The organism is Pseudomonas jilinensis (assembly GCF_003586265.1).
Lineage (GTDB): Bacteria > Pseudomonadota > Gammaproteobacteria > Pseudomonadales > Pseudomonadaceae > Halopseudomonas > Halopseudomonas phragmitis.
The window spans coordinates 137,692-160,210 of sequence record NZ_QJSA01000004.1 but is presented as its reverse complement, the minus strand read 5'-3'; the positions used below and the strand labels follow the sequence as shown (position 1 = coordinate 160,210).

Annotated in this window: 24 protein-coding genes and 1 tRNA gene; 10 read left to right on the top strand and 15 right to left on the bottom strand. The window is 58.8% G+C overall.

What is annotated here, in order from left to right:
* The first annotated feature begins 78 nt into the window (after window positions 1-78).
* The 4 genes from C2846_RS05875 to C2846_RS05860 all read left to right on the top strand — a co-directional run bounded on the left by C2846_RS05875 (window position 79) and on the right by C2846_RS05860 (window position 4,826).
* Window positions 79-1,014, top strand: coding sequence for a universal stress protein (locus C2846_RS05875; RefSeq protein WP_119700941.1), 936 nt, complete (start codon window positions 79-81; stop codon window positions 1,012-1,014).
* 85 nt (window positions 1,015-1,099) lie between these two features.
* The gene (locus C2846_RS05870; RefSeq protein WP_119700940.1) at window positions 1,100-3,511 is read left to right on the top strand and encodes a heavy metal translocating P-type ATPase; all 2,412 of its coding nucleotides are present in this window, start codon (window positions 1,100-1,102) and stop codon (window positions 3,509-3,511) included.
* Complete coding sequence (gene cueR, locus C2846_RS05865; protein WP_080050012.1) at window positions 3,508-3,912, top strand: Cu(I)-responsive transcriptional regulator; 405 nt, start codon at window positions 3,508-3,510, stop codon at window positions 3,910-3,912. Before C2846_RS05870 ends, cueR begins: the two co-directional genes overlap by 4 nt.
* Window positions 3,909-4,826, top strand: a complete 918-nt coding sequence (locus C2846_RS05860) for a LysR family transcriptional regulator (protein ID WP_080050011.1) — start codon at window positions 3,909-3,911, stop codon at window positions 4,824-4,826. The genes cueR and C2846_RS05860 overlap by 4 nt, the downstream gene beginning before the upstream one ends.
* Here C2846_RS05860 and flgL read toward each other — a convergent pair.
* The 11 genes from flgL to flgB form a co-directional block, all read right to left on the bottom strand.
* Entirely contained in the window at window positions 4,810-6,048 is a 1,239-nt protein-coding gene (flgL, locus tag C2846_RS05855) for a flagellar hook-associated protein FlgL (protein ID WP_080050010.1), read from the bottom strand. The two genes, C2846_RS05860 and flgL, sit on opposite strands and share 17 nt — an antisense overlap.
* An 11-nt stretch (window positions 6,049-6,059) precedes the next feature.
* The gene (gene flgK / locus C2846_RS05850; protein ID WP_119700939.1) at window positions 6,060-8,042 is read right to left on the bottom strand and encodes a flagellar hook-associated protein FlgK; all 1,983 of its coding nucleotides are present in this window, start codon (window positions 8,040-8,042) and stop codon (window positions 6,060-6,062) included.
* Between the two features lie 14 nt (window positions 8,043-8,056).
* Window positions 8,057-9,112 (bottom strand): flagellar assembly peptidoglycan hydrolase FlgJ, encoded by a 1,056-nt coding sequence (gene flgJ / locus C2846_RS05845; protein ID WP_080050008.1) that lies wholly within the window; start codon window positions 9,110-9,112, stop codon window positions 8,057-8,059.
* 14 nt (window positions 9,113-9,126) lie between these two features.
* Window positions 9,127-10,227 carry a flagellar basal body P-ring protein FlgI gene (locus C2846_RS05840; protein ID WP_119700938.1) on the bottom strand — a complete coding sequence of 367 codons (1,101 nt, stop codon included), beginning with the start codon at window positions 10,225-10,227 and terminating at the stop codon, window positions 9,127-9,129.
* Window positions 10,228-10,238: 11 nt separating this feature from the next.
* Window positions 10,239-10,916 carry a flagellar basal body L-ring protein FlgH gene (gene flgH, locus C2846_RS05835; protein WP_080050006.1) on the bottom strand — a complete coding sequence of 226 codons (678 nt, stop codon included), beginning with the start codon at window positions 10,914-10,916 and terminating at the stop codon, window positions 10,239-10,241.
* Between the two features lie 15 nt (window positions 10,917-10,931).
* Window positions 10,932-11,717, bottom strand: coding sequence for a flagellar basal-body rod protein FlgG (gene flgG / locus C2846_RS05830; RefSeq protein ID WP_080050005.1), 786 nt, complete (start codon window positions 11,715-11,717; stop codon window positions 10,932-10,934).
* Between the two features lie 18 nt (window positions 11,718-11,735).
* Entirely contained in the window at window positions 11,736-12,476 is a 741-nt protein-coding gene (gene flgF / locus C2846_RS05825) for a flagellar basal-body rod protein FlgF (protein WP_119700937.1), read from the bottom strand.
* A 186-nt stretch (window positions 12,477-12,662) separates the two neighbouring features.
* Window positions 12,663-14,060, bottom strand: coding sequence for a flagellar hook protein FlgE (locus C2846_RS05820; protein WP_080050003.1), 1,398 nt, complete (start codon window positions 14,058-14,060; stop codon window positions 12,663-12,665).
* A 36-nt stretch (window positions 14,061-14,096) separates the two neighbouring features.
* Entirely contained in the window at window positions 14,097-14,774 is a 678-nt protein-coding gene (flgD, locus tag C2846_RS05815; RefSeq protein WP_095625381.1) for a flagellar hook assembly protein FlgD, read from the bottom strand.
* Between the two features lie 17 nt (window positions 14,775-14,791).
* Entirely contained in the window at window positions 14,792-15,232 is a 441-nt protein-coding gene (gene flgC, locus C2846_RS05810; protein ID WP_080050001.1) for a flagellar basal body rod protein FlgC, read from the bottom strand.
* 2 nt (window positions 15,233-15,234) lie between these two features.
* Window positions 15,235-15,639 carry a flagellar basal body rod protein FlgB gene (gene flgB, locus C2846_RS05805; RefSeq protein ID WP_119700936.1) on the bottom strand — a complete coding sequence of 135 codons (405 nt, stop codon included), beginning with the start codon at window positions 15,637-15,639 and terminating at the stop codon, window positions 15,235-15,237.
* Between the two features lie 63 nt (window positions 15,640-15,702).
* Between flgB and C2846_RS18550 the strand changes: the two genes are divergently transcribed.
* Window positions 15,703-15,909 carry a hypothetical protein gene (locus C2846_RS18550; RefSeq protein ID WP_131038205.1) on the top strand — a complete coding sequence of 69 codons (207 nt, stop codon included), beginning with the start codon at window positions 15,703-15,705 and terminating at the stop codon, window positions 15,907-15,909.
* Here C2846_RS18550 and cheR read toward each other — a convergent pair.
* Window positions 15,902-16,729, bottom strand: coding sequence for a protein-glutamate O-methyltransferase CheR (cheR, locus tag C2846_RS05800; protein ID WP_095625378.1), 828 nt, complete (start codon window positions 16,727-16,729; stop codon window positions 15,902-15,904). The two genes, C2846_RS18550 and cheR, sit on opposite strands and share 8 nt — an antisense overlap.
* Window positions 16,730-16,762: 33 nt before the next feature.
* Entirely contained in the window at window positions 16,763-17,704 is a 942-nt protein-coding gene (locus tag C2846_RS05795) for a chemotaxis protein CheV (RefSeq protein WP_080049998.1), read from the bottom strand.
* Window positions 17,705-17,821: 117 nt separating this feature from the next.
* Here C2846_RS05795 and flgA point away from each other — a divergent pair, with 117 nt between their 5' ends.
* The 4 genes from flgA to C2846_RS05775 all read left to right on the top strand — a co-directional run bounded on the left by flgA (window position 17,822) and on the right by C2846_RS05775 (window position 20,321).
* Window positions 17,822-18,532: a flagellar basal body P-ring formation chaperone FlgA gene (gene flgA / locus C2846_RS05790; protein WP_080049997.1), complete on the top strand. Its 711-nt coding sequence runs from the start codon at window positions 17,822-17,824 to the stop codon at window positions 18,530-18,532.
* A 142-nt stretch (window positions 18,533-18,674) separates the two neighbouring features.
* The gene (flgM, locus tag C2846_RS05785; RefSeq protein ID WP_080049996.1) at window positions 18,675-19,001 is read left to right on the top strand and encodes a flagellar biosynthesis anti-sigma factor FlgM; all 327 of its coding nucleotides are present in this window, start codon (window positions 18,675-18,677) and stop codon (window positions 18,999-19,001) included.
* 51 nt (window positions 19,002-19,052) lie between these two features.
* Window positions 19,053-19,511: a flagella synthesis protein FlgN gene (locus C2846_RS05780; RefSeq protein ID WP_119700935.1), complete on the top strand. Its 459-nt coding sequence runs from the start codon at window positions 19,053-19,055 to the stop codon at window positions 19,509-19,511.
* A gap of 66 nt (window positions 19,512-19,577) precedes the next feature.
* Complete coding sequence (locus tag C2846_RS05775; protein WP_119700934.1) at window positions 19,578-20,321, top strand: flagellar brake protein; 744 nt, start codon at window positions 19,578-19,580, stop codon at window positions 20,319-20,321.
* 6 nt (window positions 20,322-20,327) lie between these two features.
* Here the strand turns inward: C2846_RS05775 and C2846_RS05770 are convergent, their stop codons facing one another.
* Both C2846_RS05770 and C2846_RS05765 read right to left on the bottom strand, forming a co-directional pair.
* The gene (locus C2846_RS05770) at window positions 20,328-21,650 is read right to left on the bottom strand and encodes an MFS transporter (protein WP_080049993.1); all 1,323 of its coding nucleotides are present in this window, start codon (window positions 21,648-21,650) and stop codon (window positions 20,328-20,330) included.
* A gap of 64 nt (window positions 21,651-21,714) precedes the next feature.
* A tRNA-Arg gene (locus C2846_RS05765) sits at window positions 21,715-21,791 on the bottom strand.
* 361 nt (window positions 21,792-22,152) lie between these two features.
* Between C2846_RS05765 and C2846_RS05760 the strand changes: the two genes are divergently transcribed.
* Window positions 22,153-22,470 (top strand): Arc family DNA-binding protein, encoded by a 318-nt coding sequence (locus C2846_RS05760; RefSeq protein ID WP_080049992.1) that lies wholly within the window; start codon window positions 22,153-22,155, stop codon window positions 22,468-22,470.
* Window positions 22,471-22,519: the final 49 nt, after the last annotated feature.

Here is a 22,519-nt window from a genome sequence, read left to right as displayed (position 1 = left end):
CGGTCAAATTGACCCAGATCAGTGTAAGGCTCTGATCAATGGCCTAACCTTGGAACATTCCCTTGAAAGGAGTAGATCATGGATATTCGACACATGCTGGTAGTCATCGACCCCACCAGTGAAGATGAGCAACCCTGCCTGCGTCGTGCCGAGCAGCTGAGCGCTCACTATCCGCAGGCTCGGATCACCCTGTTTCTGTGCGACTACATTCCTGCGCTCGACGGGGGTGTTCTGTTCGACACCCCCGGCCTGGAGAAGGCACGCGCATCGTTGATCAGACATCGTGAAGGCTTTCTCGAGCGGCTGGCCAAACCACTGCGCGACAAGGGCCTCAAAGTCGATACCGAAGCACTCTGGGGCAAGCGCCTGGACCGCCATATCCTGCGCGCCATCGCTGAATACCAGGCTGATCTGGTGCTGAAAACCACCCACCACCACAATGTGCTCAAGCGCCTGCTACTGAGTAATACCGACTGGCAGCTGATCCGCCATAGCGAAGTACCGGTCTGGCTGGTCAAGCAGGCCGATCGACCGCTGCAAAAACTCTGCGCCAGCGTCGATCCGCTGCACGAGGCGGACAAACCGGCGGCACTGGACTTGAAACTGATCTCCCTGACCCAAGGTCTGGCCAAGCTAACCAACAGCCAGCCCCATGTGGTGCACTGCTATAACCCGCTGCCGCGCACCCTGGTTTTCGATGCCAGTGTGATCACCGATTACGATGGTTATGCCGATGATGTTCGCCAACGCCACGCCAGCGCTTTTGAGCAACTGGCCAATCAGACCGGAGTAGACGCCGCACACCGAAATCTGCTGCAGGGCTATCCGGAAGAGGCAATTCCGGCGTTCGCCAGCGACCAGGATATCGACCTGCTGGTGATGGGGGCGGTATCGCGTTCACGTCTGGACAGCGCCCTGCTTGGACACACCGCCGAGCGACTACTCGACGATGTCCCCTGCGATGTGCTGGTGGTCAAACCGGACGGCTTTGTCGATCCCAGCAAGCCGAGCTGAGCCGTTGGGGAAATACTAGGGGCTGTTGACCTTGACATCATGTCAAGGCTCATGATCTGGTTGTCCTATCTTCAGGAGCTGGATCATGAGCACAGTCACCCTCCATATCAGCGGCATGAACTGCGCCAGCTGCGTGCGCCGGATAGAGCAGGCGCTTGGCGCAATTCCCGGGATCGGGACCGCCCAGGTCAACCTGGCCGCAGAAACGGCCCAATTGCAACTTGAACAACCTGAACAACTCGCGGCCGCCTGCGAGGCTGTGCAGCATGCTGGCTATGGCGTGGCTATCGAAGAGCGCCTGCTGAGTCTGAGCAACCTGACCTGCGCCGGCTGCGTACGCCGCAGCGAAACCGCCCTGCTCAAAGTCCCTGGCGTACTCAGCGCCGAGGTCAATCTGGCCAGTCAACAGGCCCGAGTCAGATTGCTCGCAGGCACTGACCCAGACAGTCTGTTACAGGCACTGGTCAAGGCCGGCTACCCCGGTCAGTGGCTGAACCAGCAGGAAACGACGGGCGGCAGTGAAACAGATCCCCAACACCAACGCCTGCAACGTGAACGCCGACACCTGATCGCTGCAGCCCTGCTCAGCGCGCCGCTAGCGCTGGGCATGCTGCCGGAACTGTTCGGCCGCCACGACCTGATGCTGCCTGCCCTGTTGCAACTGTTGTTGGCCTCAATCGTCCAGTTCGTGTTCGGTGCCCGCTTCTATCAGGGCGCCTGGCATGCCCTGCGCAACCGTACCGGCAACATGGACCTGCTGGTGGCCATCGGCACATCGGCTGGCTGGAGCCTGAGCACCTGGCATGTGTTCAGCACCCCGGCCGGTCAGATGCCGGTGCTCTATTACGAAGCATCAGCGATCATCATCAGTTTCGTGCTGCTGGGCAAATATCTGGAAAGCCGGGCCAAGGGCCAGACTCTGGAAGCAATCCGAGCTCTGACCGCCCTGCGCCCGGACAAGGCTCGGCGGCGAACAGCCCAGGGTGATGAACTGGTCGCCCTGAGCGAGATCAGGGTTGGTGACCAGGTAGTGGTTCAACCCGGTGAGCGCATTCCGGTCGATGGCCTGGTGCTCGAAGGTGGCAGCCATGTGGATGAATCGATGCTGACCGGTGAAAGCCTGCCGGTCAGCCGGCAGCCTGGCGACCGGGTCAGTGCCGGAGCGATGAATCAGGACGGCATGTTGCTGCTCGATACCGCCGCCATCGGCCAGGACACCCTGTTGTCGAAAATCGTCCGGCTGGTGGAAAGCGCCCAGGCGTCCAAGGCGCCGATCCAGCGTCTGGTAGACCGAGTCAGTGCGGTGTTCGTACCGGTGGTTCTGGTCATTGCCGTTGCGGCCTGGGCGCTGGGCAGCCTGTGGTTCGGCCCTGAGCAGGCCTTGCTCAATGCCATCGCCGTGCTGGTGATTGCCTGTCCCTGTGCACTCGGCCTGGCCACCCCTACCGCGATTATGGTCGGTACCGGGGTGGCCGCCCGCCATGGCATTCTGATTCGTGACGCTGAAGCGCTGGAGCAGGCCCATCGGGTCGATACGGTGATCTTCGACAAGACTGGCACCCTGACCCTGGGCAAGCCTGTGGTTCAAGCCTTTGAGCCACTGAATGGGGCGGAGCATGATGCTGCGCTAAGCCTGGCCCTGGCGGTTCAGCGTCAGGCCGAACACCCACTGGCCGCGGCCCTGCGTGACTATGCCATCCAGCACGGAATCAGCAGCGCCGACGCCGAGCAGTTCCGGGTTCAGGCCGGTCGCGGTGCCAGCGGTCTGGTCAACGGTCAGTCAGTCTGGCTTGGCAACCGCCTGCTGATGAATGAGTTGGGCGTGGAGCTGAACTCCAGCCAGGCCCAGGCCGACAACCACGAAGCCCAGGGCCATACCCTGTCCTGGCTGGCTGCCGGGCAGCCCGGGCAAGTCAAAGCCCAGGCCCTGCTGGCCTATGCCGACCAGATCAAGGACGGCGCCCGGGATACCGTCGCACAGTTGCGCCAGCAGGGTATAGACACCTGGCTGATTAGTGGCGACAGTCAGGCTGCCGCCAACAGCGTCGGCGCTGAATTGGGAATCAAGCATGTTGAGTCCCAAGTACTGCCCGAGGACAAAGCTCAACACGTTCAGCGTCTACGCGAACAAGGCCGGGTGGTGGCGATGATCGGCGACGGCATCAATGACGCCCCAGCCCTGAGCGCCGCCGATGTCGGCATGGCCATGGCTACCGGCACCGACGTGGCCATGCACAGCGCCGGTATCACCCTGATGCGCGGTGAACCGCAACTGGTCCCTGCGGCACTGGATATTTCCCGGCACACCTGGCGCAAAATCCGTCAAAATCTGTTCTGGGCCTTCATCTACAACAGTCTGGGCATCCCGTTGGCAGCCATCGGCCTGCTCAATCCGATGATGGCCGGCGCCATGATGGCGGCCAGCAGCGTCAGTGTGGTGACCAATGCCCTGCTGCTCAAGCGCTGGCGGCCAGACCTGGATAGAGAACAGCAATGAATATCAGCCAAGCAGCCAAACACAGTGGTCTGACCCCGCGCATGATCCGTCATTACGAGAGCATCGATCTGCTGCCCGATGCCGCTCGCAGCGCGGCAGGTTATCGCCGCTATGACGAACGCGACCTGCATACCCTGCGGTTCATTCATCGCGCCCGTGGTCTGGGCTTTTCGATCGAACAGATTGCCCAGCTTCTGGCTCTGTGGCAGGACCGCGAACGCAGCAGCGCGGAGGTCAAAACCCTGGTCCAGGGACATGTGCTTGAGCTGGAACAGAAGATTGCTGATCTTCAGGCTATCCGAGACACCCTCGCCCACCTGGCGCACTGTTGCCATGGTGATACCCGGCCAGACTGTCCGATTCTCGACAACCTGGCCGCTACCGGAAGCAACGACCAATGAGTCAGCCCATCGACCTGCGCGCCCTGCGCCATTTTGTTGCCCTGGTCGAACACCAGGGCTTTATTCGCGCTGGGGAAGCCATCGGCCTGAGCCAGCCTGCACTAACCCGCAGCATCCAGAACCTGGAGCAGCGCCTGGGTTGCCCACTGATCATTCGTGGCGGCAAGGGCGTGGAACTGACCCCACAGGGACAGTTGGTACTTGAACACGCCAAACGCCTGCTGGCCGGCAGTGCAGCGCTGAAAAACGCCCTGCAACAGTTCAACGATCTGGAGTCAGGCGAACTGCTGATTGGCGCCGGTCCCTTCCCGGCTGCCCGACTGGTGCCTGCAACCATGGGCCGGTTCAATCGCCAGCACCCCGGCGTGGCGCTGAAGCTGGTCATCCAGCATTGGGAAGAGTTACGCGAGCGCTTGCTGGCTGACACCCTGGAACTGTTCGTCGCCGATATCCGGGAGCTGGAGCAGGATCCGCAATTGCATGTGCTGCCGCTACGCCAAAACCCCAGCGTACTGTTCTGCCGGGCCGGCCATCCGCTTGCCAACAAGGCCGGACTAAACAATGCCGACCTCAACACCTATCCACTGGCAAGCTTCCGCTTGCCGCAACCGGTGCATGATTACATGAGCCGCACACTTGCCGGCCGCGAGCCACTGATCAACCTGGAATGCGACAACCTGGACGTACTGATGCGCCTGGTACGCCACAGTGACGCCCTGAGCTTTGCCACACGAGACATTCTGGACCCGGACCTGGCACGTGGAGAGCTGGTATTGCTGGACTGGCCGGAACTGCTGCCCGGTACCAGTTATGGCCTGGTAACCCGGGTCGGACGACCACTGTCGCCGGCCGCCCGGGCTTTCATACGATTATTGCAAGACGAGAACCGTCAACGCCTCAGCGCAGCAGATTGAACAGGCTCAGGCCGTTGATCTTGACGAAGCTCTGCTGTGACGCCTCCAGCAGCACGGTTTGCAGGCTGAGACGGCTGAGTGCCTCGGCATAGTCCAGATCCTGCAGCTCCGAGGTAACCGACTGGTTGATCAGGGTCAGATCAAGGTTCTCATCACGCCGGGTATCGATCACGTTGAGCCGCGCACCCAGTTCGGTCTGTTTGCTTAACACCGTGCCGATGGCATTGTCGATATTGAGCAGACCCACCGCCACTGCGTCGCGGGTGGCCAGATTACCGTCGGGAGTGTCTTCAGCATTTTCCAGTGCCTGGCGCAACACCCGGATACTGTCGAGGATGCCTCGCTTTTCCTCTCCACTGGGGGTAATGCTGAAGCTGTCGCCCGCTGCGGGCTCGCCATTGAGGGTAATGGCTACCCCACCATAGCGGATGGTGTATTCATTGTCCTCGTTGGGGCTTAGCTGACCGGTGACCGGGGGCGCCAACGGATCGCCGTTGCTGTCGACAATCTCGTAGTCCGTGGTGCTGGAAAAGACGATCTGTACCCCACCCAGCGGATAGAGCTGATTGTCGAAGGCCAGCTTGTTCTCCACCTGCCCAAGAGAAATCCGCGCACTACCGGTATTACCCGGATCAGCAGCCGTATCGACCCGGTTGGCATTGGGAATATCGAGAAACAGCGCCTTGCCGTTATCATTGATGGCAATCTGGTTGCCGCTGGCGATCTCGAGAAACCGCTGGCCCTCATCACCCTGATAGCTGTAACTGCCATCGGGCTCGCGGATAAACGGCTGAGTCTTGCCCTGATAACCGGCAAACAGATACTCGCCACGGGCATTCTGGCTATTGAACAGCCCGAACAGCTCGTCTTCACGCTGCTTGAGTTCCTGCGCCAGACTGGCCCGATCACCGCTGTCCAGAGCGCCATTACCAGCCTGTACGGCAATCTCGCGGATCCGCTGCATGATGTTGACCACCGACTGCAACACAATCTCTTCCTGAGTCAGACTGTTTTCCGCAGCATCAAGATTGGCCTTGTACTGGCTTAGCCTGGAGGCCTCCTGATCCAGTTGCAACAGCCGCACCGAGGCCACCGGATCATCGGCAGGCGACAGTATGCGCATCCCGGTACTGATCTGCTGCTGAGTTCGGGTCAGGCTCGCATAGTTGGTCTGCAAGCCGTTGACGCCGTTATTGAAAGCCTGAATGGTCGAAATGCGCATAACCGGCACCGTTAACGGAAGGAACTGATCAATGTATCGAACAAGGAGCGAGCAACCTGAATGATCTGCGCCGAGGCATTGTAGTACTGCTCGAACTTGATCAGGTTGGCCGCCTCTTCATCCAGGTTGACCCCGGCAACCGAATCACGGTTGTTCTGGGCCTGGGCCAGCACTGCGCCACTGGCCTGTTCATCCATGCGCGCCTGAGCGGTCAGGGTTCCGACCCGCTGCACCATATCGCCATAGGAGTCGACGAAGGAGATCCCGCTGGCACCGCCCTGCAAGCCAATCACCGCCTTGTTTTGCAACTCCAGCAGTTTCAGCGTATTGCGGTTGTCCGATACACCTGGTGTACCGGTTGCCGGATCAGCGTTGTAGTTAACGCTGAAGCTATCGCCATCCTGGGGGTTACCGGCCACAGTGAAACGCAGCGTGTGAGTACCATCGGTCCACTCGACCTGATTCGGCTGCCCTGGGGTAATGGTCAGTGGCGAGGGCACGAAGCTGCCGCTACTGGCCGTCAACTCATTGTTATTGACCGTGAAGCTGAATGGCAGCATGGCCTGCAACGCGGCAGTGTCCAGCGGCTGCGGACCATCAATGATCTCAGGCTGACTGATGGTACCGTTACCCCGATTGTTCAGCGCTGCCTCGGCCGTGACTGGCAGAGCTAGTGCCAGTTGCTCAGGCTGGGTCATCACCGTGCCGATGGTGGCGGCGGCATTTCGGGTCGGCGTCAGGACAAAACGGTCCCCGGCGGCAAAGCTGCCGTTCAATGCAGAGATGCTGAACCCATCGACTTCCGGTGGTGGCACATCGTTGATGTTGAATACCCCGACCTGAGTATTGTCCGACAGCCGGCGTAAGGTGAAGGTGTCGGCACTGGTGAACTCCAGAGCGTAGTCGGAGGTGGTCAGCTTGCTGGTATCGGTGATATTCACCCCAAGCAGTGCGCTGTCATCACTGTTGCCGGCCCGGGCCAGGCTGCGCAGAGCAACATACTCGGGGCTGTTAATATTAGTAAACAGGTTGCCGCCGGCATTACCCAGCAGATCCAGACCCTGGCCCAGCTGGTTATTGATCTGTTCGGAAATCGACAGCGCCAGCCGACCGATGGTATTGAAGGCATCATCCAGCACTTCACTACGGTAACGTAGCAAACCACCCATTTCCCCACCGGTAATCAGGTCGGTTACCCCTTGCCGCGACCCGGCATTGACCAGTTGCACCTCAGAGCGTGACGGATCACGCAAACCCGGCACCACTTCCAGCCGCGACGCGCTATTACCAACCACCAGTGGCTGGCCGGAACCAATGAACAAGTTGATAGTGTTGTCATCCTGAGGAACCGCGGTCACCCCGATATAGGTGCTCAGTTGACGGATCGCCTCGTCGCGGGCATCGATCAGATCATTAGGCTGCTGACCACTGGACGCAGCTACCGCAATCGCATTGTTGTAACCGGCGATACTCGCCGACAGCCGGTTGACCTGATCGGAAACCAGCCCCATCTGCTTGTTGATGAAGTTGTTCTGGGTTTCCAGTTGCGCATACAGGCTGTTGAAACGGCTGGCCAGCCCCTGGGATTCGGAAATAACCAATTGCCGGGCCGGAATATTGGCCGGATCTTCGGCAGCGGTCTGTAGCGCGGCAAACAGCTTCTGGATACCCGGGCCAATACCGGTGGTGGTCCCACCGAGCAACGCATCGAGCTGATCGATCTGGCTCTTGTAAGCCTTGACGTCGCTGTTGATCGCGGTGCTGACCTGCAACTGGTTGGTATAGAACGAGTTGTATATCCGCCGCACATCGACGATGGTCGCCCCGGAGCCGATATAGCCGCCACCGGTGAACTGGGCCGGACGGGTGGACTGGATCGCGCCCTGGCGGGAAAAGCCGGGGGTGTCGACGTTGGTGATGTTATGTCCGGTGACCGCCAGATTGGTTCGGGCGATGGACAGGCCACTCAGGCCAATCGATAACAGGTCTGCCATGCTTTACTCCCTGTTCAGCTCAGCTGACGGTTGTCATTGCCGGCTGTAGTCTGCTGGCTGAGCAACTGGCGGGCAATGCGCGATACCTTGCTGGCGTACTGCGGGTCGGTGGCATAACCGGCGCGCTGCAGCTCACGGAAAAAGGCATCAGGGTTGTCGGTAGTCTGCAAGGCCTGCTGATAACGGCCATTGCGGTGCAGGAATTCAACGTAGTCGTCAAAGCTCTGCTCGAACGAGGCATAGGCACGGAAGTTGGCCCGTTCACGATTCAGCGCGCCGTCACGGAACTCATGGGTCATGGCCGAGGCCGAATCTCCCTGCCAGCCGCCATGAGCCTTGATACCAAACAGGTTATGGCTGTTACCGCCGGCAAATGAGCGGCCCCAGCCGGTCTCCAGAGCTGCCTGGGCTACCAGGTAGTGTGGGTCGATGCCAAGGCGTTCAGCGGCACGTTCGGCCATCGGCAGCATGGTGGCAACGAACTCGGCCGGATTGGCAAAGCTGCGCCGCCCGGCAATCGCAGCGTCACTGACTGAACTCTGCGCTGGCGCAGTGCGACTGACACCCTGCATAGCCCTGAGCGGCTGCCAGTTGGTCACGCTCTCGGCCTGGCTAACCGGGCGCTCATTGTTAACCGGAGCGGCGCCCTCTCCCATTACCGCCGGATTACGGCTGATCATCGCCAGCCGCCGACGCGCCAGCAGGGCCGACTGGTCTGCTGCCGGTGCAGCCTCAGCCGCTTGCGAACCACCAGACTGGCCCTTGGGTGACATTTGCCGCACCATCATGTCGGCCAGCCCAACGCCCTGCTTCTCGGCCAAATGCACACTCATCTGGTTGTCGTACATATCCTGATAGAAGCGGGTCTGATTGGTGTTGAGCGGATTGCCCTCGGCGAACACTTCGTTGGCATCGCGCATACTCTTGACCATCATGTTCAGAAACAGCGACTCGAACTGCTCAGCCACCCGCCGCAGGTTGCCCGGGCTGTTGGCCTGGCTACCATGCTTGAGCTGGCTCATGGCATTGAGGTCGGTGTAGTTGAGGCTCTGCTGGCTTGTAAGGTTCATGCTCGCTGCTCCGCTCAGATCACCACCAGGTCGGCATTCAGCGCACCGGCCTGACGCAGGGCTTCAAGAATCGCCATCAGGTCACCAGGAGCCGCACCTACCTGGTTGACCGCACGGACAATCTCATCAAGGGAAACCCCTGGGTTGAACACAAACATCCGGCCGTCGCCCTCCTCGATACCGATCTGCGAGCTGGGCGTCACCACGGTCTGACCGCCACCGAAGGGTGCACCCGGCTGGCTGACCTGCAGGTTTTCACTGATGGTCACGGTCAACCCGCCATGGGTCACCGCCGCCGGCTGAACCCGGACATCCTGACCGATGACGATAGTGCCGGTGCGCGAATTGATGATGACCTTGGCGGCGGCGTTGCCCTGTTCAATGCGCAGGTTCTCGACCATCGACAGGTAGTCGACCCGGTGATTCGGATCCAGCGGCGCCCGGACCTTGATAGCCCCGGCGTCCAGCGCCTGGGCCACATCAGGGCCAAAGGTGTTGTTGATCTGATCAACCACCCGCTTGGCGGTGGTGAAGTCCGGACGATTGAGGTTGAACACCAGGTGATCGCTGGAGGCAAACGGACTGGCCACCGCCCGTTCAACCGTAGCGCCGCCGGGAATCCGGCCAACGCTCGGTACATTGACGGTGATCCGCGAGCCATCGGCGCCCTCGGCACCGAAGCCGCCGACCACCAGATTGCCCTGGGCAATGGCATAGACCTGACCATCGATCCCCTTGAGCGGGGTCATCAGCAGGCTGCCGCCACGCAGACTCTTGGCATTGCCGATCGAGGACACGGTGATGTCGATGGTCTGCCCCGGGCGGGCGAACGGCGGCAGGTCGGCGTGAATCGCCACTGCGGCAACGTTCTTCATCTGAATCCGGGTCCCCGGCGGCACTGTGATGCCGAATTGGGTCAACATGTTGTTGAAGGTCTGCACCGTGAACGGGGTCTGGCTGGTCTGGTCACCAGAACCATCAAGACCAACCACCAGGCCATAACCGATCAACTGGTTGGTCCGCACCCCGGCAATACTGGCGATATCCTTCAAACGCTCGGCATGTACCAGCGGGCTGAGCAGAATCAGGCACAGGGAAAGCAGCAGGCTACGCATGATCGATGCTCCTAGAAAGGCCACAGCGGGCTCATGAAGAACTGACTGAGCCAACCGGGCTGGCTGGCATTGGCAAAGGCACCGGTGCCCGAATAGGTGATACGGGCATCGGCCACCCGGGTCGAGGGTACAGTGTTGTCCTGACCGATATCGTCGCTGCGTACCAGCCCGGCAATGCGGATCAGCTCATCGCCATTGTTTAGGGTGATCCATTTCTCACCGCGCACCCGCAGAATGCCATTGGGCAACACTTCGGCCACAGTCACAGTGATCGAACCTGTCAGGCTGTTGCTCTGATTGGCCGAAGCGTCACCGTTAAAGCTGCGCTCCCCCCCCATGTCAACCCCCATGTTCAGGCCACCCATGCGTACGCCATTGCCAAACAGGGTCGGGGTGCTGATCTGAGTCGAGCTACTCTTGCTGATCTCGTTGTCGGCGCTTTTGCGAGCGGCAGTGCGCTCCTGCAGGGTAATGGTAATGATGTCGCCCACCCGATGCGCCTTGCGGTCGTCATACAGGCTCATTTCAAACCCTGGCTGATAAATCGCACCATTGTTCAGCTCCTGCGGCATCGGCGTGCGCGGCAGTACCGGCGCATAGGCCGGATCGTCCGGGCGCGGCGGAGTTTGCACGCAAGCCACCAGACTCAGGCTGGCCAGCATCAACACAGTGGTTCTCAGGGCGTTCATTTCACATCACTCCCGTCAGAGGGTCTGACTGACGTATTGCAGCATCTGGTCGGCGGTGGAAATCACCTTGGAGTTCATTTCGTAGGCGCGCTGAGTGGTGATCATGTTGACCAGTTCCTCGACGACGCTGACGTTGGAATTTTCCAGGGTGTTCTGCAGCACAGTACCCAGGCCGTTCTGACCGGGGTTGCCAACCTGTGGCGCGCCGCTGGCAGCGGTCTCCAGGAACAGGTTGTTACCAATCGCCTGCATGCCGGCCGGGTTGATGAAGTCGGCGGTCTGGATCAGACCAATCTGCTGAATGCCCGGGTCGCCGAATACGGTGATGCTGACTGTGCCGTCTTCACCGACGGTCAGGGTCTGCACGTCATCGGGCAGGGCAATGCCTGGCTCCAACGCAAAGCCACTGGAAGTGACGATCTGGCCTTCGGCATCCAGGTGGAAGCTACCGTCACGGGTGTAACCGATGTTGCCGTCAGGCATCAGTATCTGGAAAAACCCGCGGCCGTTGATGGCCATGTCCAGCGGTTGCTCGGTAGTCTGCAACGAGCCCTGGGTGAAGATTTTCTGCGTGCCAACCACCCGCACCCCGGTCCCGACCTGCAGGCCAGATGGCAGTTGGGTGTCCTGGGTGCTTTGGCCGCCAGGCTGGCGTTTGACCTGATACAGCAGGTCCTCGAACTCGGGCCGGTCACGCTTGAAACCAGTGGTTGCGACGTTGGCCAGGTTGTTGGAAATGGTGGTGAGCATGGTGTCCTGAGCGGACAGACCGGTCTTGCTTACCCAGAGTGCTGCGTGCATGTTGTTTCTCCGATAACTTTAGCTGATCTGCAACAGGCGCTCGCTGGCCCGGCTGTTTTCTTCGGCGGTACGCATCATCTTGACGTGCAGCTCGAACTGCCTGGCCAGCGCCAGCATTGAGGTCATTTCCGACACCGCATTGACGTTGCTGCCTTCCAGAAAACCGGTAGCTACCCGAATCGCACCGTCAGCCGGCTGCTCCAGCTCACCCTCGACCCTCATCAAACCGTCTGGGCCCTTGCGCAACGAAGCGGGATCGGGATTGACCAGTTTGATCCGGTCAATCTCGGCCAGCACATTGGGCGCCTCACCCTGGGCACGAATGGTGATGGTGCCGTCTACGCCGATTTCGATTTTGTCGGCCGGAGGAATGGCGATCGGCCCGGCATTGCCCATCACCGGCAAACCATTGCTGGTGCGCAGAATGCCGAACACATCGACGCCCAGACTGCCGGCCCGGGTATAGGCCTCAGTGCCGTCCGGGGCCTGAACCGCGATCCAGCCATCACCTTCCACAGCGATATCCAGGTCACGACCGGTTTCCAGCAAGCTGCCCTGGGAAAAGTTGGTGCCCGGGCGCTCGGTCATCGCGTAGGCCCTGGTCGGATAGCTTTCACCGAATACCGGCATCGACCGAGCCTGCTCGAAATCACCGCGAAAACCGGTGGTATTGATGTTCGCCAGATTATTGGCGTGCGCCCGTTGTGCCAGCATGTTCTGACTGGCGCCGGTCATGGAGATGTACAACGATTTGTCCATGGGAACTCCCGGTTCGACAAAGAATTGCCGCTTTAACCTTATTCACCAGGAGTAATGCAGACATCGTGCCAGACCCGCTGAAACACCATTTATTCAGCAAAATCAAAAAGATATAAACTGGCAGAAAATAAAAACGGCAATAGCGGCAAAGACCATTGCCGCTATTGCCGTTCCAGCAAGCGAGAATCAGCGCAGGTTGATGATGGTCTGCGTCACCGCATCCTCGGTTTGAATAGTCTTGGCGTTAGCCTGATAGTTGCGCTGGGCCACGATCAGGTTCACCAGTTGATCGGACAGCTCAACGTTGGAGGCTTCCAGCGCCCCCGACTGCACCACTCCAAGCGTGCTCGACCCTGGCGTACCGATCACCGGTTCACCGGAAGTGAACGACTGCGCCCAAGCCGTTTTGCCCAGCGGCGTCAGGCCCTGCTGGTTGGCAAAGGTGGCAAGAATGAGCTGCCCCTGAACCCGGGTCTGACCGTTGGTGTAACGAGCGAAAATCACCCCGGTGTCGTCAATTTCAAGGCCCGCCAGTTCGCCGGTAGTAAAACCGTCCTGCACTACCGAGTTAACTCCAAAGGTCGATGCATACTGGGTCGAACCGGTCAGATTGATCGCCAGCTGAGCAACCGGCGAGGTGGCACCGGTGGGTTGACCGTTGGCGTCCAGCGGCACCCAGCCGGACAGGTTGAACGGCTGGGCCGTGGTCATTTGCCCGGCATTGTTGAAGTTGACATCAAAACGCGCACCAGCCGAAGGCGCATAAGCCGGATCAGAAGCCAGCACCCCGGTTTGCGGGTCGCGGCCATCGACCAGCACGATCATCTCCCAGGTATTGGCATCGGTCTTGACGAAGTACTTGGTCAGCACATGCGAGTTGCCCAGGCTGTCATAGACATCCACCGACGTCGAACTGTTATAGGAAGTCGAGTCAGTCGGATCGAAGGAAACCTCGGCGGCAGCCAGACCAGCAGCCTCGGCAGCCGCGATCTCGCCAGCGGTCGGGTTGTCCGGATCAGCAGCACCGGCAATCGAGGCGGCATAGGCCTGGTCATAGGCTTCCTGCCACAGAGCCGGACGCACATTGGTCGAATTCAGATTGAGGGTCGAGCGAATCTCGGTGGTGGCATTCGGCTCGGCGGCCCGGGTATCGATCCGCAGATCAGTCCGCACACCCTGGTTGATCTGCCCAGTGACCGGATTGACCCCATACCCCTGCAAGCGCTCACCGAAATTGTTGATGATGTTGCCTTCACGGTCAGTCCCGAAATAACCGGCACGGGTATAGCTGATCGCCCCATTGTTGCTGGTGACGAAAAAGCCATTGCCGTTGATCGCCAAATCCAGGGTGTTCTGGGTAAAGTTGACATTGCCCTGGGTAAACTGCTGGGCCACGTTGCTTAGCAGCACGCCACTGCCCTGCGGATTGCGTCCGGTACCCAGCACCGAGGCGGCATAGACATCGGCAAACTCGGCACGTGACTGCTTGAAGCCAATGGTACCGGCATTGGCGATGTTATTACCGGTAACATTCAGGTCGGCTGACGCCGCCCGGATACCACTCAAACCGATATTGAAGGACATGATCTGGTTCCTTGTATCAATACGTCACAGACGACGTTACTTGCCAATGATCTGAACTTGCGACAAGCCGATACTGCCAAGGCCCGCCACATTGAGAATCAGGTCGCCACCCGGCGTGCCCGGTAGCGATACGCTGTCGACATTGGCCGGCAGCAGAGTAATCAGTTGCTGGTTTTCACCCTCGATGCCAGCTTCAGCCTTGAAGCTATATTTGCCGGGCGGCAAAACATTGCCGTCACTGTCAGTGCCATCCCATTCGAACGCCACCAAACCAGACTGCTGACTGCCAAGGTTGATCCGTTGCACCAGAGTGCCTGCCTCGTCATAGATACCTACAAACACGTTGCTACTGGACTGCGGCAAAACCACATCGCCCTTGATTCCTTCAGCGGTATCGACAATTGCCTTGTCGGTCGGCACGATCACCGTGCGCCCAACCAGCGAGGATGCCTGCAGCGCCTGGGACGATTGGAAACCGCTCATGATCGCTTCCATGCTGTCATTCAGATTGCCGATACCCTCCACCGTACTGAACTGAGCCAACTGGGCAATGAACTCACCGTTTTCCTGAGGCGATAGCGGGTCCTGATTATTGAGCTGAACCACCAGCAGTTTCAGGAACTCGTCCTTACCCAGCTCGCCACCCTTGTTGAAGCGCTCATTGTCGATCTGGTAGTTGTCCAGGGCGCCGGCACCGACATTATTGGTGTACATGATTCAAGGCTTCCTTATCACTGCCCAAGCGTCAGCACGCGCTGCAGCATGGTCTTGGTGGTATTCATGATTTCCACGTTGGTCTGGTAGGCCCTTGATGAAGCCATCATGTTGGCCATTTCCTCGACCACATTGACGTTCGGGTAGTACACATACCCGTCCTCGTTGGCCATCGGGTGATCTGGCTCGTAGCGAGCCTGCAACTCGGCGTCCGACTCGACAATGCCCAACACCTGCACACCCTGCCCCGGCTCACTTTCAGGAGCGAACAGCGACGGCCCGAGGTTTTGCTGACTGCTGAATACGGTGGCGAACACCGGATGCCGGGCCCGATAGGTCTGATCGATACTGCTGGATACGGTTTCAGCGTTGGCTATGTTGCTGGCCACGGTATTGAGCCGCAGCGACTGAGCGCTCATACCGGAACCGGCAATATTGAAAATCTGGGTCAGGGACATGGTTATTCTCCACGCAGGGCAGTCATCAGCCCTTTGAACTTGCTGTCGAGGAAGGTGAAACTGGCCTGAAACTGAATGGCATTCTCGGCAAACTTGGCCTGCTCGACCTGGGTATCCACAGTATTACCATCGACGGCTGGTTGCAGCGGCACGCGGTAACGCAGCCCCGCCGCCTGATCAATCAGGCTTTCAGCAGCAATATGCCGAGCATGTGTCTGGTTAGCCTGAAAGCGTTGGGCGCCCCCCTGTTGCTGAGCCTCCAGCACACTGGCGAATTCCAGATCGCGGGCCTTGTAGTTCGGGGTTTCGGCGTTGGCGATATTGTTGGCCAACACTGATGAACGCTCGGCACGAAACTTCAGCGCTTGCTCATGCAGCCCCAGGGCACGCTCAAAATTCAGGCTCATAGTGACACTCCCACTCCGGCTGCTAGCCGACCGATAACTTTCAGGAGTTCAAAAGCAAAGCCCGTGCCAAAACACCAAGCCCTTTATTTTCAGGGGGATAGAAGAGAAAAAGAACGCCATGCGGCAAGACCTGACCGGCAAGCGGCAAAGCTGGCAACGGCAAAAGCGGCAAAGGCAAAAGGCAAAAGGCAAAAGGCAAAAGGCAAAAGGCAAATTGCCGCCCAGGGCGGGCGGCAATCAGAATCAGCAGAATCAGAGAACCCTACTTGACCTTGTAAACAATCCCCGGACTGCACTGCACCATCTGGTACAGCTCAGGCAAACCATTGAGCGCCTCGGAAGCACCCAGCATCAGGTACCCACCCGGCTTGAGCGTGGCATGCATACGTCGCAGGATGTCCTTCTTCACTTCCGCCGAGAAGTAGATCAGTACATTGCGGCAGAAGACGATATCGAACTTGCCGAGCATGGCGTAACTGTCGAGCAAGTTCATGGCCCGAAACTCAACCCGATTGCGAATCGCCGGCTTGACCGCCCAGCGCCCCGGCCCGAGAGGGTCGAAAAAGCGATTGAGGCGATCCTGGGACAACCCCCGGGCAACCGACAGACTGTCGTATTCGGCACCCTTTGCCGCATTGAGAATTCCGCCAGACAGATCGGTAGCAACGATCTGGGCACCACCGCGCAACTGACCCAGATTGGCGCGCTCGAACTCATCGATCGCCATACTCAGCGAATACGGCTCCTGCCCCGAAGAACAGGCCGCCGACCAGATCCGCAAACGCTGACCGGGATTATCTCGAATAAACTCAGGAATCAACCGGTTCTTGAGCACTTCGAAGGGATAGACATCCCGAAACCAGAGGGTTTCATTGGTGGTCATGGCATCAATAACTGCCTCGCGCAAGCCGCCACGCGGCTGGAACTGAATCCGCTTGACCAATTCACCGAGACTCTTGATGCCTTCCTGATCCATCAACCGATTGAGCCGGCTGGCCACCAGGTACTGCTTGTTGTCTCCCAACACAATGCCGCAGGCTTTTTCCAGAAACTCCCGGAACACCTGAAAATCCTGATTGGATGACGTCACGCAGCTTGCCCCATAATCAATTCAAATCCACTCTCAGGCACCCGCCTCTCCCCTCAGGGCATGCAGCCTGGCGACCACCCGGCCAGCCAGTTCATCCGGCTTGAATTTAGCCAGGAAATCATCCGCGCCAACCTTCTTCACCATGGCCTGATTGAACACCCCTGACAAGGAAGTATGCAGCATCACATGCAAGCCATTGAGACGAGAATCATTGCGAATCTCGGCAGTCAGGGTATAACCGTCCATTTCCGGCATTTCGATATCCGAAACCATCATCAACAGATGGCTGGAAACATCCTCGCCACTATCGGCCAACGCCTTGAGCCAGTCCAGAGCCTGCCTGCCGTCGTTGAGCGCAACCACCTCAACCCCGACCTCTTCCAGGCAACGCTTGACTTGCTTGCGCGCTACTGACGAATCATCAACGATCAGGACCTTGCGCGACACCGCTTCGGCCTGTGTCTGCTCGTCAACCAGGCCCTGAGACAAGTGCTCGTTGACCGGCACGACCTCTGCCAGCACCTTCTCGACGTCGATGATCTCGACCATCTGGTCATCAACCCGAGTCACCGCCGTCAGGTAGTGCTCACGTCCTGTCCCGCGTGGCGGCGGATGAATCTCTGACCAGTTCATGTTGACAATCCGCTCGACCGAGCGCACCAGAAAACCCTGAACCTTGGTGTTGTATTCGGTAATGATCACAAAGGTATTGTCCAGGTTGCTCAGCCCTGGACCGCCAGTTGCCTTGTTCAGGTCGAGAATCGGTAGCGTACCGCCACGGATATGCGCAACACCACGAACCACCGGGTTGAGTTTGGGCATCAAGGTCAGCTTGGGGCATTGCAGCACCTCTTTGACCTTGAACACATTGATGCCGTAAAGCTGGTTGCCCGCCAACCGGAACAGCAAGAGCTCCAAGCGATTCTGGCCAACCAACTGAGTACGCTGATTGACCGAATCCATCACGCCAGCCATGAGCAACTCCTTATAGACATTATGGGTCACGGTAAGCAGAACGGCACGCTTCTTGCTGGATTCAACGCAATGCCAACAACTTGACGGGCAGCAACCTTTGCCATCCAGGTGTATTGTATGCGTTTTCTCAAACAGTGCATGGCTTTGACGGTATTTTTTTCCGCCGCCAGCTCGGCCAATCCGCTGATTGATCAGCTTATCGGCGCGACTACTGCATTTCTTGAGGATGAAATAGAAATGCACCTGGCCCGCAGTGCCCGCGAGGCCCGCTATCAAATCCAGGTCAGCCGACTGGACCCGCGCCTGCGTCTGCCGCAGTGTGCCGACCAAGACCTCAGCGTCAGCCTGGAAAGTCCGGCAGTGCCGGTCGGCCGGGTCACGGTGCGCGTCAGTTGCGAAGGTGAAAATCGCTGGCGACTATTTGTTCCTGCCCAGGTCAGCCTGTATCAGAACGTAGTAGTGGCTGTCCGACCGCTGGGGCGCCATAACGTGATCGGCAACCAGGATATCGCCTTGCTGGAACGGGACATCGGCCAGTTGGGAGACACCTACCTGACCGACCCGAGCCAGGTGGTCGGCATGCGGGTACGCCGCCCGATCAGCGCCGATAGCGCCATCAGTGCCAGCCAGCTTGAACTCGATGAAGTGGTCCGGCGTGGCGACAAGGTAGTGATCAGCGCCGCCAACGCCCAGATAGCTGTGCGTATGCCCGGCGAAGCCCTGGAAGGCGGCATCACCGGCAGTCAGATCCGGGTCCGCAACACCCGATCGGGCAGAGTGGTCACCGCCCGCATTCTGGGCCCCGGGCAGGTGCAGGTGGCGATGTGAAGGAGCAACCGACTGGGTTATACTGCGGCATCAGCAACCTGCGGCATTTTGTGCGCCCTGTCACAGGTTTTTTTCCTAAAGTTTTTCCAACATCGGCCGTTACAGGTGTTGATAGAAAATATTAGGTCCTGAGGACAACAGAATGGTTATTGACTTCAACGCTTCCAACAATGCCAACGGCAGCAGCCGTAGCGCCCAGAGTGGCGCCGCAGCGGGTAAGCGCGATGCTGGGCTCGAAAGCGCCAGCAAAGACCAGGCCAATAAGGCTCCGGCCAGCCCGCCGGCGGCAGATACCGCAGTCAAGCTCAGCAGCCAGGCACAACAATTGCAGGCTATTGAAGAACGCCTGCGCGATTTGCCGGAAGTTGACAGTGAACGCGTCGCCCAGATTCGCCAGGCTATCGCCCAGGGCAACTACAGCGTCGACAGCACCCGTATTGCCGACAAGCTGCTGAACCTGGAAAACTGATCCCCGCCACTCCCCCTGTGCGAGTGGCGGCTAGCGCCAAGGAGCCACCGCATGCAAGACCTTAACGCCATCATTGAGCGTACCCTTGAGCACGGGCGTCAATTCATTGAGCTTCTGGACCAGGAACTGGCCGCTCTCAGCGCCCGCGACCTACAGCAGCTTGACACTCTGGTAGCCGCCAAAGCCCCCGTGATAGAAGCACTGAGCCAACTGGACAGCGCGCTCACCAGCTACTGCCAGAGCCAGGGCCTGGCCGCCACCGGCGAACTTGAGCGTCATATCCATGACACTCACGGCGAAGCCTTGCACACTCAATACCGGGAACTGCTTCAGGCTTTGCAACAATGCCGTGAAGCCAATGAGCGCAACGCCCGGCTGGTTCATCACAACCAGCACGTCACGGTGCGCCTGCTCGACATGCTGCGCAACCAAGGCGAACCCAGTAGCAATTTGTATGATCGCCTGGGTCAAATTCATGGCAGTCAAGGCAGGCCATTGAGCAAGGCCTGAGATGGCTGTCACAAGGCCATCAGCCTGCTATAGTTGACCGATTGTCGTTCGAGCCGAGATACCTAAGTGTCAAACCTGTTTGAAGAAGAAGCTGGCCCACAGCCGCCCCGCGAGATTCGTTCGAGCATCGAAATCCTGGCCCTGCTCAAAGGTTTGCAGCAACACCGTGAACCGCTGAAAATCAGCTTCGATGATCGCCACCAGGCGTTTCAGAGCTTTATCGTCCAATTGGACAATGATCGTCTATGGATCGATGAGTTGATCCCCCTGGAAGGCAATCGCTACATGAGCCAGCAGGAAGCCTTTCAGGTGGACGCCTGGCGTGACGGCGTGCATATTCGTTGGTACTGTCCGAGCGCCCGCCAGGTCATGCTCGATGACGCTCCGGCGTTTGAAACCAGCCTGCCGCTTGAATTGACCTATCACCAGAAACGTGGCGCGTTCAGGGCAGCTGTAGCCCGCGGGCTCAATACCAAACTCGGACTGGTCCACAGTCAGCGCAGCTATGAAGCCAACGGCCAACTGATCGACATATCCGCCACCGGCTGCAAAATCCGCCTTGCCGGTGCCTGGCACGAACGCCTGCAACCAGGCGAAGTGTTCGACCTCAGTTACTTGGAACTACCCGATAGCGGGCGCATGCCGGTAAGCGTGGAAATCCGTCATTGCCACTACGACGCCAACCAGGATGAAACCCAGGTAGGAATCAAGTTCAAGCAGGCCAGTCCCAATATCCAGCGCCAGATCGACCGCTTCGTCAACCAACTCCAGCGCGAGGCCCGCCGTTTTGAGAAGAATGATCTGTTCTGACCCTGTCTAGCCGGGGCGATGATCGGCCTGATCTTCGTCCCGCTCGCTCATTGCAGCCAGCGCATCACCATCGTCCAGCATCTGCTCGACCACCATCTGCTCATCAACCCGCGGATCCAAAGCAGCCGCCAGCGGTGAACTCACTACGTTACCGGCAGCCGGCATAAAATGAACTGGCGCCTCTTCGACCAGATGATCACCCGTTACCGTACCCGGTCTGACCTTGACCACCAGAATCATGCTGCAGCAGGCCATAAACACATAGAGCATCTCAATGCCCCATTGCTTCATCACCAGCGAACCCAGCAAAGGCCCCAAACTGGCACCCAGACCGAAGGTCACCAGCAACATTGCCGAGAGCGGCACCCGCTCCTCCTGCTCAACATGGTCGTTGGCCAACGCTACCGCCAAAGGATAAAGAGTGAAGGCTAGCACCCCAAACATCGCAGTCAGCACCAGCAAGGCAAAATCGGGAGCCGCCGTCAGAGCGATGATCAACACCACTCCGGTCAGCACAATGGCATTCAACTGAATGGTCCGACTGCGTTCAAAACGGTCCGACAACCAGCCTGCCGGCCACTGCGCGCACAAACCAGCACCAATGGCCACGGCCATGAATACCCCGATTTCCGAGGTGCTCAAACCAACACCGCTGGCAAACACCGGAGCAAGTCCATAGAACGCGCCCAGCAGCAAGCCGGCAACCGCGACAGTGGTCAAGGCCTGCGGAATCCGCTGCACAAATAACCGGACCTTGAGTGGTGCCGGGTGCAACGGTGCAGGATGCAGGCGCTTGGTAACCGCGACTGGTACCAGACACAGGGAGAAGCACATCGCGACCAACAGCAGATGCTTGATATCCAGCTCCGGCATGACCGTCAGCACCACCTGCCCCAAGACCAGCCCCAGATAGGTCACTACCATATAACTGGCGAATACCATGCCACGCTGATGGGACTCGGACTGCTCATTGAGCCAACTTTCAAGCACCATGTACTGACACATCATCGCCATGCCGACCAGAATGCGCAGCCCCAGCCAGATCTCGACACTACCGGTCAGAGCGTGCCCCAACACCGATGCTGTAACCACCCCAGCACTAGCCACGAAGGCGCGGATATGACCAACCTGAGCGATCAACCGGTGCCCTACCGACGCACCCAGCACCAGTCCCAGGTAATAGCCGGTCATCATCACACCGATCCACAGCTCGCTCACTCCGTCCTGGGCCAGTCGCAACCCAAGATAAGTACTGAGCAAACCGCTGCCAAGCAGCATCAACAGCGTGGCGAAATACAACGAGGAAAACGCAGTCAAGGTTCTGGGCATCGATCCTCCATGGAAACAACATAACCGACGTATAGAGCCAGTGTAGGCAACGATAACAGGGAAATGGTGCGCAAGGCCGGATTCGAACCGGCGACCTACCGCTTAGGAGGCGGTTGCTCTATCCAGCTGAGCTACAAGCGCACAGGGAACCACTGGTGGAATTACCACTCAAAGAGTGACTGGCCAACGGGGCCGTCGCTGAAATGGTGGCGGCATCTTACCCGAAAGCCAAGCCGCTTGACCACTCTAGACAGGCCAGACCGCCGGATAGTTCCAAAATGCCATCCGTCGGAATTTTGTCACAAAGATAGACATTATTTTGTCGCCAATGTGCCATCTGGTTCAAAAAAAGAGTATAAAGGCAGGCACTGAAGTAGAAATTGCTGTCAAAATTCATCTATGGCGCTGATGCCTGATTGGCAGGTGTTCTGGATGGCAGGAAGCCTCGCGGATTCCAATTGGCCAGTATCGATTAATCTTCAAAAGCGATTATTGTTGCCCTATGAAAACTGCAACCCAAAACTACACTAGCCGTACCGCCGACAAGTTTGTCGTTCGCCTGCCGCAAGGTATGCGCGACCGTATTGCAGACGTCGCCAAACAACATCACCGCAGCATGAACTCGGAAATCATCGCCCGGCTGGAACACAGCCTGCTGGATCTGCCCAGCCTGCCCGAGCATCCGAGCCGCCATGTTCTCAATGACCAACAACTGGACAACCTGAGCCACCCCGAACGCGAACTGCTTTTGCGCTTCCGGGAAATGAGCCGGCGCCAGCAAAACGCCCTGCTCGCCCTGCTGGCCAGCGAATCTGCCTGAGCCTGATCAGCTCACTCGCAGGCACCCCGTACCCGGCTTAGACCGGGCA